General features: G+C 46.6%; 12 protein-coding genes. 1 reads left to right on the plus strand and 11 read right to left on the minus strand.

Translation table 11 applies throughout. The features are described from left to right. Positions 1–65: 65 nt before the first annotated feature. From putA to HGO26_RS00315, 4 genes are all read right to left on the minus strand, one after another. The gene (putA, locus tag HGO26_RS00300) at positions 66–3,260 is read right to left on the minus strand and encodes a bifunctional proline dehydrogenase/L-glutamate gamma-semialdehyde dehydrogenase PutA (protein ID WP_211085777.1); all 3,195 of its coding nucleotides are present in this window, start codon (positions 3,258–3,260) and stop codon (positions 66–68) included. A gap of 256 nt (positions 3,261–3,516) precedes the next feature. After that, entirely contained in the window at positions 3,517–4,068 is a 552-nt protein-coding gene (locus tag HGO26_RS00305) for a TIGR04211 family SH3 domain-containing protein (protein WP_113939030.1), read from the minus strand. 224 nt (positions 4,069–4,292) lie between these two features. Continuing rightward, complete coding sequence (locus tag HGO26_RS00310; RefSeq protein ID WP_211085778.1) at positions 4,293–5,582, minus strand: inorganic phosphate transporter; 1,290 nt, start codon at positions 5,580–5,582, stop codon at positions 4,293–4,295. Between the two features lie 26 nt (positions 5,583–5,608). Continuing rightward, a complete protein-coding gene (locus HGO26_RS00315) occupies positions 5,609–6,289 on the minus strand; it encodes a TIGR00153 family protein (protein WP_105251552.1) in 681 nt (226 codons plus the stop codon). 231 nt (positions 6,290–6,520) lie between these two features. On the opposite strand from HGO26_RS00315, the gene HGO26_RS00320 reads away from it, so the two are divergent. After that, entirely contained in the window at positions 6,521–8,017 is a 1,497-nt protein-coding gene (locus tag HGO26_RS00320; protein WP_168822558.1) for a CYTH domain-containing protein, read from the plus strand. Positions 8,018–8,101: 84 nt separating this feature from the next. Here the strand turns inward: HGO26_RS00320 and HGO26_RS00325 are convergent, their stop codons facing one another. The 7 genes from HGO26_RS00325 to HGO26_RS00355 form a co-directional block, all read right to left on the minus strand. Continuing rightward, positions 8,102–8,926, minus strand: a complete 825-nt coding sequence (locus HGO26_RS00325; RefSeq protein ID WP_168822560.1) for an ion transporter — start codon at positions 8,924–8,926, stop codon at positions 8,102–8,104. 155 nt (positions 8,927–9,081) lie between these two features. Next, a complete protein-coding gene (locus HGO26_RS00330) occupies positions 9,082–9,411 on the minus strand; it encodes a hypothetical protein (protein ID WP_028761837.1) in 330 nt (109 codons plus the stop codon). 101 nt (positions 9,412–9,512) lie between these two features. Then, positions 9,513–10,166, minus strand: coding sequence for a hypothetical protein (locus HGO26_RS00335; RefSeq protein ID WP_028761836.1), 654 nt, complete (start codon positions 10,164–10,166; stop codon positions 9,513–9,515). Positions 10,167–10,331: 165 nt separating this feature from the next. Next, complete coding sequence (locus HGO26_RS00340) at positions 10,332–11,021, minus strand: PspA/IM30 family protein (protein ID WP_028761835.1); 690 nt, start codon at positions 11,019–11,021, stop codon at positions 10,332–10,334. An 11-nt stretch (positions 11,022–11,032) separates the two neighbouring features. Next, positions 11,033–11,446 carry a YjfI family protein gene (locus HGO26_RS00345; protein ID WP_105251554.1) on the minus strand — a complete coding sequence of 138 codons (414 nt, stop codon included), beginning with the start codon at positions 11,444–11,446 and terminating at the stop codon, positions 11,033–11,035. A gap of 78 nt (positions 11,447–11,524) precedes the next feature. Next, on the minus strand, positions 11,525–13,249 hold the full coding sequence (locus tag HGO26_RS00350) for a polyamine aminopropyltransferase (RefSeq protein ID WP_168822562.1): 1,725 nt from the start codon (positions 13,247–13,249) through the stop codon (positions 11,525–11,527). Between the two features lie 4 nt (positions 13,250–13,253). Beyond that, positions 13,254–14,153, minus strand: a complete 900-nt coding sequence (locus tag HGO26_RS00355) for a DUF350 domain-containing protein (RefSeq protein ID WP_113939026.1) — start codon at positions 14,151–14,153, stop codon at positions 13,254–13,256. Positions 14,154–14,155 lie beyond the last annotated feature (2 nt).

Here is a 14,155-nt window from a genome sequence, read left to right on the forward strand (position 1 = left end):
GCTTTTTTATTGTTATCGCGATGGCTAAAGATGCATCGCGATATTCTAAAGCAAGTTCAGTGTACTTATTCTTCGCTATCACCGAGTGACAGTAGGGTCGCATTACCACCAATAGCTGTGATGTTGTTGGTGCGAGTCTTTTCAGTCACAAAACGGGTTAAGTAGTGTGGGCCACCGGCTTTAGGACCTGTGCCTGACAGACCTTGACCGCCGAAAGGCTGTACGCCCACCACAGCACCGATTTGGTTACGGTTAATGTAGACGTTACCCACGTTCACTTTGTCGGCAACTTCCAAGGCATGGCCTTCGTTACGGCTATGGATACCTAAGGTTAAGCCAAAGCCTGTGCTGTTGATCTCATCGATCACTTTGCCAAGATCGGCGGCTTTATAACGGATCACGTGCAGGATTGGGCCAAAGTGCTCTTTCTCCAGCACTTTAATTGAATTTATTTCAACCGCAGTGGGCGACACGAAGTGACCGTTCTCAGTGCCAGCAGGCAGCGGCATTTGCTTGATAAGCTTACCGACTTGCTTGATATGATCGATATGCGCATCTAAGTTGGCTTTGGCGGTGGCGTCAATCACTGGGCCTACGTCGGTTTTGATTGAACTTGGGTTGCCAATCACTAATTCATCCATGGCGCCTTGCAGGACTTCGATCACGCGATCGGCAATGTCTTCTTGGAGGAAGAGCACGCGCAGCGCAGAGCAGCGTTGACCTGCGCTGGTGAATGACGATGAAACCACATCGTTAACCACTTGCTCAGGTTGAGAGGTAGAGTCCACTACCATGGCATTTTGGCCACCGGTTTCGGCGATTAATGGAATAATCGCGCCATCACGGTTGGCCAGTGTACGGTTAATCAGTTTTGCCGTGCCAGTTGAACCGGTAAAGCACACACCACCGATACGTTCATCGGCCGTAATTGCGCTACCCACTGTCGCACCAGTACCTGGTAGGAATTGCAGCACCTCGACAGGAATACCCGCTTGATGAGCGAGTTGCACCGCACGGTAACCAATAATCGAGGTTTGCTCCGCGGGTTTTGCGATGACTGTATTACCTGCAGCTAATGCCGCAGACACTTGGCCGAGGAAGATGGCCAATGGGAAGTTCCATGGGCTGATACACACGAATACGCCGCGGCCTTGGAGGAACAGTTCGTTCAGTTCACCCGTTGGGCCTGGAAGCAGTTCAGGTTTTGCCATCATCTTCTTGGCTTGTACTGCGTAGTAACGACAGAAATCAACGGCTTCACGTACTTCGTCGATACCGTCTTGAATGCTCTTGCCCGCTTCACGGGTACAAAGAGCGATCAATTCTTCGCGGTTTTCTTCTAATAAATCGGCTAACTTTTGTAGTGCAGAGGCACGGGTTTCTACTGGCGTGCGTGCCCAAGAGGTAAATGCCGCTTCGGCAGATGCGACGGCGGCTTCGATTGCAGCTTTGTCGGCGAAGGCGACTTGACCTACGGTTTGGGTAGTGTCGTATGGGCTAACAACCGTTTTATGTTCGCCAGTTAAGGTTTTACCGTTCACCAGAGGGCCAGCTTGCCATTGGGTATTTTTAAACTGTTCTAGTGCCGCGAAAAATGGCTCAGATTCGGAAATGATGTTCATATTGAGTCCCTTGGAATTTTTGCGCTCGCTACCGAAAATATCGGCAGGTAAAACGATTCTGTTGTTAGCCAGGGTTTTGTAACCCGTCAGTGTTGTTAGCGGATGTACCACTAATGACTCGATGGGGGTTTTAGGATCCACCAGTTTGTGGACGAACGAAGTATTCGCGCCGTTTTCCAGCAGACGACGGACTAAATAGGGCAGTAGATCTTTATGGGCACCGATGGGGGCATAAATACGTACCGCTTTAGCACCGGCTTCAGCCAGAATAGTGTCGTACAGCTCTTGTCCCATGCCGTGTAAGCGTTGGAACTCATGGTTACGATCGCCCGCCATATCGGAAATTGCCGCAACGGTTTGCGCATTGTGGCTAGCAAATTGTGGGTAGATAGCACCGCGAGTCGCATCCGATAACAAGTAACGGGCGCAGGCGAGGTAAGAAACGTCAGTACCGGCTTTGCGAGTGTAGAGTGGATAAGCGGCTTCGCCAGCTTGTTGCGCCCACTTAAGTTCGCTATCCCAATAGGCACCTTTTACCAGACGCACTGGGATTTCATCCCCTTGTTCTTTCGCTAGACGTGTTAACCAAACCAGTACGGGCAGGGCACGCTTAGAGTAGGCTTGTACTACTATACCGAGTAATCCCCAGCCTTTAGTTGCTTCAGAATTAAACAGTTTTTGGAACAGTTTTAGTGATAACTCGAGGCGATCGACTTCTTCAGCATCGATAGATATACCGATATTTAAGCCACGTGCCAGCTTAATCAGGCGAATCACTGTGTCGTACAGTTCAGTCAAGACGCGGTCTTCATTGGCCACTTCGTAACGTGGGTGCAATGCCGATAACTTGATGGAGATTGTTGGGCGCGGTGATTCATTTTCGTTATAGCTTTGAGCACCGAGCTCAGTGATCGCATTGGCGTAATCGGTATAGTATTTCTCGGCATCTTTGCGAGTTAACGCCGCTTCGCCCAGCATGTCGTAGGAATGGGTATAACCTAACTTACGTTTGTCTTCACTGTTCTTTAGGGCTTCTTTCATGTTGCGGCCCAGTACGAACTGCTTACCCATGATCTTCATCGCTGCCATCATGGCTTGACGGATCACGGGTTCACCGAGGCGATTCACTAAGCGGCTCAGCAAGTTGCTTGGGGTGCCATCGAGTTTTTTATCGAGTTTAACGATTTTACCTGTGAGCATTAAGCCCCAGGTCGATGCGTTAACCAGCACTGAGTCACTCTTGCTCATGTGCTCATCCCACTTAGCGCCTGAAAGCTTATCTTCAATCAGCGCATCGGCAGTGGCCGCATCAGGAATTCGCAGTAAAGCTTCGGCTAAACACATCAGGATAATGCCTTCCTGTGTTTCTAAGCTGTACTGTTGCAGGAAGGCATCTATGCCGACCATCAAACCTTTTTTATCGAATTGACGAACCTTATTGACCAGTTCGTGGGCACGACGAGTGACGCGCTCTATGGCTTCATCACTTGAGGGAACTAGTTTGATCAGCTCTGACAAGTATTGTTCTTCATCGACAATGTAGTTGTCGCTGACTGCTTTGAACAGTTCGTCGAGATTGGCAGAATCGTAGCGGCCTGCCAGCACTTCACTCGCTTTGAACATAGTTATCGCTTCCATCTTGGCCGTTATTGGGGCGCTATTGTTGAAACAAATTGGGAGGCGCCAAACGCATTTGATATTTTGTATACAATATGAAGGTTTGCGCGCGCAGATTATACAACCAAAATGTGACGGACAACACTATAGCGTGAAAGATTGTGAAGCTTGTTTGATTAGCTTGTTAATAAGTCGATGTAACGCTTGATTGACAAAAAAGCCAGTGTTTGAAAACACTGGCTTTTGGAAGGTAAATTAAGACTTTTGTGTGTCAGACTCACATCCAACGTTTTTTATTGCGACGTTGTGGTCTAGGTAAATACACTAAAATAATGCCTAGGATTAAGCCCATGCCTGCGATTAATCCACCTTGGCGCCAAAGTTCAAAACGCTCGTCTTGAGCTGTGCGATCTACCGCATTTTTCAGTTGATCACGTTCTTGAGTCGTTTTAGCTAGGTTGGTTTCTAACTCGCTTAGTTTAGCCTTTAATTCGAGCAGTTCGTCGGCATGATTATCCGTTGAACTTGATACTTCTGCTAACTTAGCTTTGGCCTGTGCGAGTTCAGTTGTTAACGCAGGGACTTGCTCACGGAAACTTTGAGTCGAACTGATCAAGTTAGTTTGTACCCAACCTTCACGGCCTTTATGATCGATTATTTTGGAATAATCACCTTGAGTTTCGTTGAGCAGTGTCACAGGTTGACCAGCCTCAATTGATCCAACAATTCGAAACTCAGTACCAGGGCCACCTAAAAGATAAAGAAACACGTTATCCGAGATGTAGCGGGATTGGCCTTCGGCCAGCAGGTTGGAAGACAGCAAGATCATTCCTACCAGAGTCAGGAGTCTAAACACTTTTGTATTCTCATCAACGAAATAGTCTGCACATGCTAGGGATTTGAGGCCTGTAATGCAAGAGGGAAGTCATAGACTTCCCTCAACTTTACGGCATCCATGCTATGACCATTCCAATTTAATTCAATCTTTCCTACGACCTTCTAGTCCTAGGCGCTAATACTGCTTAATGTCAGCAACACATTTAGCGAGACTTCTTAATTAAAAATACCTTTAATCATATAGAAGAAGATGATTGATAGGCCAGCACCTGCTGGTAGGGTCACAACCCAAGATACGACGATATTACGTACCACACCAATGTTAATCGCTGCGATACCACGGGCCATACCTACACCTAATACCGCACCTACTAAGGTTTGTGTGGTAGAAATAGGTAAACCAGTGCTAGAAGCAATAACTACAGTTGTTGCCGCGGCTAATTCTGCCGCAAAACCACGACTTGGCGTCAAGTGAGTGATGTTTTTTCCGATAGTTTGCATAACGCGCTGACCAAAAATCGCCAGACCCATCACAATACCTACGGCACCCAAAGGTAAAATCCACCAGACTAGAGGTGATTTCGCTGCAATCTCACCACCGCTATTGACGACAGAAACAACCGCCGCTAATGGACCAATCGCATTTGCTACATCGTTTGAACCATGGGCAAAAGCCATACAACAAGCCGTCATAACCATCAGGATCGCAAACACTTTTTCAACGTTTTTGAACTGGGTTTGACGATCTGCTTTATCACTCATTTGTAAGCGTGAAATGGCGATTTTACCTAAGATACCAACTGCAGCGGCAATAGCACCAGCGAGTAGGTAAGATTCGGTAATCGAGAAATGCAGACCAACGTGGGATAAGCCTTTCATAATCGTCATTAATGACATGATGAAACCAGCAAATGCCATATAGAAAGGTACGAAACGCTTAGCATTACTCAATGGGTCGTCAGTGTTGAAAATGAGTTTTTGAGTGCTTTGGAAGAGGATGAATGCCATAAAGCCCGAAATAGCAGGGGTTACGATCCAAGAGCCTACAATCCCGCCCACTTTATCCCATGAGACTGAATCTGCGCCAACACCCACGGCTGCGAAACCAATAATGGCACCGACGATGGAGTGAGTCGTTGATACTGGCCAGCCAAGAGCCGATGCGACGACAAGCCAAATACCTGCCGCCAACAATGATCCTATCATGCCGTAAACCAGCAATTCAGGAGTCGCAGTGAAATAGCTAGAATCAATAATACCGCTACGAATGGTATTGGTAACTTCGCCCCCAGCTAAAAATGCACCGGAAAACTCAAAGATCATTGCGATAATAATCGCTTGTTTAATTGTAATTGCGTTTGAACCTACAGAGGTTCCCATCGCATTGGCGACGTCATTCGCCCCAATACCCCATGCCATGAGAAAACCAAATGCAGCCGCAATGGCAATAAGCCACGGGCCATTGGTGACTAAGACGTTAGCCACCTCAATACCTGCATCAACCATATTGATACCTTGATAACCTTAATTTGTTAAACGCGAGCCAGCATAAGCTCAAGACGCGAACCGACGCGTTCGGCAAGATCTGCAAGACCACCGACCCATTCAATCGTTTTGTAGAGGAACATCACATCGACAGGATTCAATTCAGATTCCATAGCGAATAACTGACGGCGTAACTGAATTTGTAGATCGTCAGTATCTTCTTCGATGATATCGAGTTCGTTGATCATTTTTGCCACTAAGTCGACTTCACGGCCACGGAAACCTGTTTCTAACAGATCTTCGAGTTCATTAATGACTTGTTTTGCTAGTGCTACCGCATCGATACAGCGTTGTAGATAAGCAATAAATGGGACTTGCATGACCTGAGGGATTAACAGCTGACGGCCGATAACACGACCGGAAATATCTTTGGCTTTGTTGGCTATCTTGTCTTGTTGAGTTAAAAGTTCCAATAAATCTGTACGTTCTACTGGCATAAATAAACCGCTTGGCAGAGTCAGACGGATTTCACGCTTTAGTGAATCTGCTTGCTTCTCGGCTAAACTAATTTGCTTACGTAATTGAACTGCACTGTCCCAGTTGCCTGTGATAGTGGCTTCGAAAAAGGGGACGAGTAACGATGCGCAATCGTGTACTTTGTCCATGTGCTCTTGAAGAGGCTTAATTGGCGATTTTGCAAACACGCCCAAAATAGAGTTTACTGGCATTGCCGTTTACCTATTTAGATTGTTCCATTATTGGAAAAAGCGGGCGCATGTTAACCTATGCGTCCGCGTATTGAAACTGTGTTTTTTCAGAAAAAACGACAGGTTTATTCTAACGGGTTATATACCAACTGCAAAACCAAATCCTACGGGATTTTTATGACACATTTGTGACATTATGAACTAAAGATGACGCATCGATGAATATTTGATGACAAAGTGAGCGGTTACGCAATGAATGCTGAGATTGAATTAAAACTGTTTTTCCTGCCGATATATCAAGAATCCCTGATAAATAAGTTAGATAGTCTCGATAATGCCGTACCTCAAGGTCAACGTCGTTTGGCGAATGGTTACTTCGACACCCCTGACTTGCAATTACGTCAGTGGGACATGGGATTGCGGGTGCGCGGTTACGATGCGCACCGAGAGCAGACCATAAAAACCGCAGGACAAGTCGTGGGCGGCATTCATTCGCGGCCCGAATACAATGTGACTATCCAATCCGATAGCCCAGACTTAAGTCTATTTCCTATCAGCATTTGGCCCGCTGATGCCGATTTAGCAGCTACTCAAGCTCAGTTGACTTGTATATTTCACACCGATTTTTATCGTCGCGCTTGGCATGTTCAGATTGATAACAGCGTGGTCGAAGTGGCGTTAGACATAGGTGAAATCACCGCAAATGGCCAGCAAGAAGCCCTGTGTGAGCTCGAGTTTGAACTCCTCAGTGGCGATACTGAGGCGCTACTTAAGCTAGCGATGCAAGTGGCGAGTGTGGTGCCAGTGCGTTTAGGTAAGGCCAGTAAAGCGCAGCGGGGCTATCGATTGGCGGGCAAGGCTAAGCCGCTCGATTTAAAAGCATTGGAATTTCTGCCACTGGCCGAGTCACACGATTCTTCTTCACAGGATTTAAGTGCAAACTGCCTAATCCTGCTTGAAACCGCCCTTGAGCGCTGGCAATTATTAGAGAGCATGATCGCAGAGGAAAGTGACCCTGAAGCCTGTGTGGCACTATGGTGGCGGATGCGCGCCTGTATTCGTTTGCTGCGAATGACCTTAAATCAGTTCGAATTATTGAATGTGACACTGTCTAGCCAATTTATGCTGATTGAAAAGCAGCTCGATTTTATTGAGCAGGCACAGGCGTTGACCGCCTTGCTTGGTAGCCAAAAAGGCTTATTTGCTAAACTTGGCCAACATGCCCAAGTTAAGGCGCGACTTCTGGCGCAACTGACAGAGATTAATCTGACGGAACGTTTACTATCCCTATGGCAACAGACCGAATATGGTCAATTACAGCTGGCTATTGTTGAACTGTTGCTAAAGATCAGTGCTGGTGAAGTGGACATCACCCATCAGCCTAGCTTACGCCAGCATGCCGATCGTGCTCAGCAAGCTTCTTGGATGGCGATAATTGAGGTCATGCCACTTAATAGCGTCATGACAGCGGCGAATTATCTACAAGTGGCCACAGTGTTGGATGCGAGCATTCTTGTGGGTCATGCCTACGGCAGTTTATATGAGGCGAAATCACGGGACGCATTTCGTGCACCTTGGCAAGATCTCGCGCTTGGGATTAAAACTTTGGCTTGTTATCGCGCCTTACAGGATGCGAGTCGGGAGTTAGATATCAATTTAGCTGAGTGGCTGGAAGACAAGCAGCAGAGTTTGTTGTTTGCTATGGAATCGACACGCCGTAACGCGATGCAACAGCAGGTCTACTGGTAGTATTACTTTTTTATCGCTGATAAACGGAAAAGGCTCAATCTAATATAGATTGAGCCTTTTCATTAGTCCGTTTTCGCAACAAAGTCAGCTATTTTTTGTTTCGATAGCCTGCTTAAGTTCTGCAATTTGAGCCAGCATTTTCGCTTGATTTTGTTCTATTTTTTGTTGGTTCTCTTCCATTCTCGCTAAGGCTAATTCAAGCTCTGATTTGATTTCGGCTTTATGCGCATCTTGGCGTTCTTGACGTTCAGATTCATCTGGCGCGACAAATACCGACGCCATATAACCTGAAATCACACCAAAAAAACTCACACCGCTGACAATGACCACACCACCTATGATGTGGCCTGCTGTGCTTACAGGATAATAATCGCCGTAGCCGACGGTAGAGATAGTGACTAATGCCCACCAAATCGCTTGCTCAGCGGTCTGGATATTGGCGCCTTCGGTGCCGCTTTCGACAATGAGCATAATGACGGAAGCTAATGTCAGAATCGTCACCATAGCAACCAGTAGACTAGCTAAGGTGGCTTGTTTACGTTGTTTTACCAGTGGGAGCAGCAGTGAGCGACTCATGCGGATCAGGCGTATTACCCGTAGGATTTGAAAAAGCCGTGCCATACGTAGGGCTTCAATCGCCGGAATACTGGCAATAAAATCAATCCAATGGTGTTTAATGAAAAAGCGTTTATCGCGAGCACGGATCAACCCAACAAAGAAGTTGATCATAAAAATCATACAAATACTGGTATCGACAAAGAAGAGCAAGCGGTAGGTTTCGCTATCTAGGTGGCCGAAGGTCATGACAAGTACTATGATCACCGACAGCAAGGACAATAGCATCATCGCCATTTCGAATGGGGAAGGAGTGCCAAGGGTGCGAAGCGACCATGGGTTTTTATCTGTCATGCCAAACATGATCCCTGTTAAGTGCGGCGAATATCACTACTAAAGTAAAAGATTTTAGGCTGTGAGTAAATTGACTGAGTTAATAAAAGGGCTATAAATCGATTAATCGCGCCAGCCAATGGTAAGAAGGGTTGGCGCTTGAGCTCAGCGTTGCTTTAGGTTTCATCAACAAAGTGGACTAAATCGTCGAGTACACGACGTTTAATTTCTAGCTGTGAATCGGCACTTAAACCATATTTCTCTGCCAGTTGCACATAGTCATCTGCATTGAGTGACACGGTAAGACGCGGACGCGTTGGCCGTTTCGATACGCTAAGACCTAAAATAGTGCGAATTTGATCAGAAGGGCTAACGCCTGCATCTAACGCGGCTTTACGAATAGAGTATTGAAATTTTTCATCGAGATCGAAGGCAACCTGTGTCGCCTTAGCGGCTTGTTGGTTCTTTAACCATTGCTCGGGCAGAGGGTGTTTGGTTTTACTCATGGCGTATTACCTATTGCTATCAACCGTTTCTAGCGCTTATCTGTGAGATTGTATTGGGATTATTGATAAAGTGCGAGCACGCACTTTATCTTATTTTCGTGTTATTTCGCCGGCCAGTATTCCCGAATATCCGTTAGCGGGCGATATAGGGTCAAGACAACATCGGTATCACCCCCTTCGTAGACTTCCACTTCGACGGCGCAGCTTTCATTGTCATCAAGTAATAAATAGTACTCAAAGGGCTCACCTGTGGCGCCATTGGCATCCTGTGGCGGCTTTTGGCCACGATAATCCTGACGATGGAAATAGCCAAAAGCGGCAAAAGTCACTTGGTGGTATTGTTTTCCAAGCCATTGTTCAAGTTGTTCAGCTAAGTCGGCCGGTAATACTTGCGTAGTTAACTCGGCATGACCCGGTTCCTCGAACAGGGCGCTGAATTGCTCGAGATCGAATAATTGCTCCACTTGGGCGCGGGAAACCTTAATCGAAAAGGCGAGATAGGTTTCGTCGTCTTCTTCAATGCTCAAAAAGAGAGTATCGCTACCATGTCCCTTGAGTAACCACTCGGAGTGTTGTTTACGTTCAGACTCGTAAGTATGTACGGCTTCGACTCTTAATTGTTGACCACGGAGTTGTGGTGGCAGGGCAAAACTATCATCGATTGAGATCATGTCGCCGACATTGAGCTGGGACGGGTGATTGAGCTCGCGCTGTGGCGGGGCTTTCTTACCAAAAATACTATTGAAAAATCCCATAGTGACTCCTGCTGACTATGCTCGCGTGCGGCCTCATATTGATTGGCTGCGGATATTCACGGGCAATAGTGGTCATTTTTATTTAATGAGGATGAAACAAAAAAAATGCCGAGGTCAGTAGGGGGTGATGATCCCACTGAGACTCGGCATTCGGTCAATCATTGCTTAGCTTTTACGTGCTTTGATTCGATCTAGCACTGCATTTGCGTTTGACTTTTGCTCACCAATACCCGCTTCGGCTAGTTTGGCTTGCAACGACTTATCACTGTTTTCATCGGCTAAGGTTTCAGCCGCTTTTAAACGGTCGTCAAATTGTTGCTGACGTGCCTTGATACGTTCTAGTGAATCTTTAGCGTTCAGCAGCTTAGAGTTGCTAGACGCGAACGAGTCAGTAATGGTTGCCGTCGCTTTTTGTACGCTTTCAGTGGTTTTAACCATGCTCAACTGACGTTGATAATCAGACAGTTGGCGTTCGGTTTTCTTCACTAAGTCTTTCAAGCGTGCAGCATGGGCGCTAAAGCTATCGTTGGCGCTTTGTTGCTCAGACAACTCTTGGTCTAACTGAGCAATCTTTTCAGCAATTTCAATCGCTAATGCTTCATTGCCTTTGTCTAATGCTTGAGTCGCATAACCTTCGTGTTCTGCAATCGAACGTTTCAGACGGTCGATTTCACGGCTGGCTTGCATTTCTTTTGCCATGACATCGGTCAGTTCACGTTTAGCATTGGTTAAATGCTTTTCTGCATCACGGATTTCCTGTTCGAAAATACGGGTTGAGTTTGCGTCAACGATGCTTTGGCCAACTTCGGTGGCACCACCGCGAAACGCTGTTAAAATTTTATTCAGAATGCCCATTTTGTGGCTCCTTATTTCAGATAGTCGACCAATTCATCAATAACTTCTAAACAGTTATCAGATAAAACTGCTAATTCTTGCTCGATTTCGAGCATGCTAGATTGTAGTGATAGCGCACCGTAAACCACGTATTTGTCATCAATTTTTGCAAAAGCTGACAAGGGCATTGGAATGTTGAGCTCTAGCATGGTTTCAAACATTTCACTGCGACGTTCTTGATTTACTTCGTTCTCGCCCCACAGGTAGCTGATGCAAAGTACTTGGTTGTCCGTTACCGATACAAATACCGGGATTTCTTCACGGCCGACCACATTCACTTGCAACACTTCGACTTCACCATCGATTGGATAACAATCAAATTGAAAGCCAGTTTGGCTGTTGTTGCCAAGACTGTTGAGGTGATTGGCAATGGTATGGATATTCATATTTGTCCTTATTGACATATTATGTCTGTGTTCAAAGATAGCACCGAGACATAATATGTCAAGTACTATCTCATCCTATTAAAAAAGATCCAGTCCTTGATTCTCGGACCAATCTTGCAAATGGTAGTGATACAGCTGCAATGAACCCAATTCATTGGGTTTTATGTTGGCGGCATCTTGATAAAAATTGGCTGGAAACTCAAAGGCGCCATCCACTAAACCTAAAGTGAGCCAGTCATCTTTGATGGGCAACTCAGTTAACTTCGCTAATCTGTGTTGTGCATCGAGTCCGCCTAATGTTGCAATACTCCAGCCCCATTCGCCAAAACTGGGCACATTATGATGGTACTGCTTGACGTCAAATCCCGCCAATGCCAAGGTTTTTGCTACCGAAATAAAGGCCTTAGGGGCATGGTAAGGCGATGTTGACTGTACAGTCAGAGCGCCATCACTGCTTATAAGTTCCTTTAATTTACGGTAGAAATAGTCCGAATAGAGCTTATTAAGATCGGGATGGCTCGGATCGGGCAAGTCTACGATAATCGCATCGTATTTCACGCCTGTGGCAATCAGTTTATCGACACCATTAAATGCATCGTCGTTGATCACTGTGACACGGGGATCGTTCAGTGCGTTGTCATTGAGCGCCAACATAGCGCGACTGAGACTATCGGGCATATCTGTATCGGGCGATTTAAATAATTGCACTAGGCCTACATCGAGATCGAGCAGCGTGACTTGTTCAGGTTCCCAGCGCAGTACTTGTTTTAGACCGAGTCCATCACCGCCGCCAATGATCAGCACCTTGTTGTGACGGGCACTGGCCGCGAGCGTAGGATGAACGAGAAACGTATGGTAGATGTGCTCGTCTATGCTAGAAAATTGTAAGCGACCATTGATGTATAAAGCATAAACGGGCGGCAGACCGTTACCGCGCAACCGCTCGGTGAAGGTCAGCTGTTGGAAACGTGTCGCCTTGGCGTAAACCACTTTGTCTTTATAGAGCAAATTATTGAATTCTTGCTCCCAGCGTGGGCCGTGGATTGCTAATACGAGTAAGACACCAGTCACGATAAAATGCCCACTCAAAAGCAGTTTAGGGCGGCGGATTTTAGGCCAGAATCGCCAAATAAACACAAAACCTGCCAATAGATTGAAACTGGCGGTTAAGGCGGCGGCGAGTTGGATATCGATGGCGAGCATAAAGCCAACCCAAATGGCGGCACCTATGCCTGCGCCTATGTAATCAGCTCCGTAAATGGTGCCCGCGTTATGCAGTAAATGCTCGTCGGAAAGGGATTGGCGAACCCTCGCAATCAGCGGGATTTCCATACCAATCATCAGGCCCAATAACACACCCCACACATAGGGTAAGTATTCGCTGAGTTTTTGCAGCGAGCCTATCATGCCACCTTCGGGCAGTTGATCTGGCGGTAAACCTAAGGTGTTAGCAATGATCAATGGCAGTTGTTGACCAAAACCAATCACCGCTGCTGTGATTAAAATGGCGAGTGAGCCACAGAGTGCAACTGTGAGTTCTAAAATCACAAAACCGGTAAAGGCATCACGGATCTTACGGGCGGCGAAGGCACCTAGCCCCATGGAGACAATCATTAAGCCTATCATGGTGTAAATGGCGGCTTCTAATGCGCCTAAAATGCGGCCTGCATAGTGGGATAAAAGATATTCGTAGATCAGGCCGCAACCTGCTAATACGGCCATAATGCCCAATAAGAGAACATCGTCGAACCAACCTAGGCGGCTAGGTTTAGCCGCCGAGGGAGTTAAGCTAATTTCTTGCATTCGATTAAGCCATCAGTGCCGTAAGAATAAGTGCGATAGCGATACTGATCGCCATTTCTACTGCGGCAATACCGATATTGTGTTGTCTTTCCACTTCATCGGCTAAATCGATACGGGCCAATACCAGTTTCTTCACGACGAACAGCAGTAAGGAGAGCGCGATCAGCATAATGACTGAGAACACTAACCAACCGATCACGTTAGTCACATAAGCCGTTGGATTATAAATAATAAAGTGACTGGCGGCATTAAAGCTCAGTGCCATAGCAATCATATAACCCGCATGGCGTAGCGCTAACGCTGTATGACCTTGGGCTAAGGCTTGCTGCATAGATGAGTCTTGGTTGCGGCTTGCGAAACGGTTTTCACGCCAGCGCGTGAGTAGCACTAACATCAACTGCGAAATCGCAAAGGCGCTGAAGATGGCAATGAAGGTATCGACCGTTAAATCTTCTGCCCACAGCAAAACGGAGCGAATGATAATGGCGGTAGCAATAGCAACGCTAGCATCGACGATAGCGACGGACACATTACCTTTGATGATTTGCTCGTTCTTATCAAACTCATTTAGCGCTATTTTATCGTGGAGAAAACGTCCGAGTTTAATCAGTACTAAACCGAATAAACCATAGCAGCTCATGCCAATCGCTTCGGTAAGATAAGAGTGTGCCGCAGCGCCTGTGATAGCGCCTGTAAGCACTATGCCTAGGGCGGCAACTGCGCCAGCGGTACTTATGCCAAAGGCAAAGTTATCCCGCTCTGCCAGCTCCTTACTGCTATTGACCTTTACACTCCAACCTTGCAAATAACGCATTAGCGTTAGCAAAATTACGGCTATGGTGAGATCGATAGCCAGAATGATGGCTAGCTCTGGTGTGATACCGAAATCCTGAAATAATGTCATTG

The organism is Shewanella oncorhynchi, assembly GCF_012584455.1.
Taxonomy (GTDB): domain Bacteria; phylum Pseudomonadota; class Gammaproteobacteria; order Enterobacterales; family Shewanellaceae; genus Shewanella; species Shewanella oncorhynchi.

Coding starts and splice junctions, on each gene's coding strand:
- putA (WP_211085777.1), bottom strand. CDS start 3,260: ATGGAAGCGATAACTATGTTCAAAGCGAGTGAAGTGCTGGCAGGCCGC.
- HGO26_RS00305 (WP_113939030.1), bottom strand. CDS start 4,068: ATGATCTTGCTGTCTTCCAACCTGCTGGCCGAAGGCCAATCCCGCTAC.
- HGO26_RS00310 (WP_211085778.1), bottom strand. CDS start 5,582: ATGGTTGATGCAGGTATTGAGGTGGCTAACGTCTTAGTCACCAATGGC.
- HGO26_RS00315 (WP_105251552.1), bottom strand. CDS start 6,289: ATGCCAGTAAACTCTATTTTGGGCGTGTTTGCAAAATCGCCAATTAAG.
- HGO26_RS00320 (WP_168822558.1), top strand. CDS start 6,521: ATGAATGCTGAGATTGAATTAAAACTGTTTTTCCTGCCGATATATCAA.
- HGO26_RS00325 (WP_168822560.1), bottom strand. CDS start 8,926: ATGACAGATAAAAACCCATGGTCGCTTCGCACCCTTGGCACTCCTTCC.
- HGO26_RS00330 (WP_028761837.1), bottom strand. CDS start 9,411: ATGAGTAAAACCAAACACCCTCTGCCCGAGCAATGGTTAAAGAACCAA.
- HGO26_RS00335 (WP_028761836.1), bottom strand. CDS start 10,166: ATGGGATTTTTCAATAGTATTTTTGGTAAGAAAGCCCCGCCACAGCGC.
- HGO26_RS00340 (WP_028761835.1), bottom strand. CDS start 11,021: ATGGGCATTCTGAATAAAATTTTAACAGCGTTTCGCGGTGGTGCCACC.
- HGO26_RS00345 (WP_105251554.1), bottom strand. CDS start 11,446: ATGAATATCCATACCATTGCCAATCACCTCAACAGTCTTGGCAACAAC.
- HGO26_RS00350 (WP_168822562.1), bottom strand. CDS start 13,249: ATGCAAGAAATTAGCTTAACTCCCTCGGCGGCTAAACCTAGCCGCCTA.
- HGO26_RS00355 (WP_113939026.1), bottom strand. CDS start 14,153: ATGACATTATTTCAGGATTTCGGTATCACACCAGAGCTAGCCATCATT.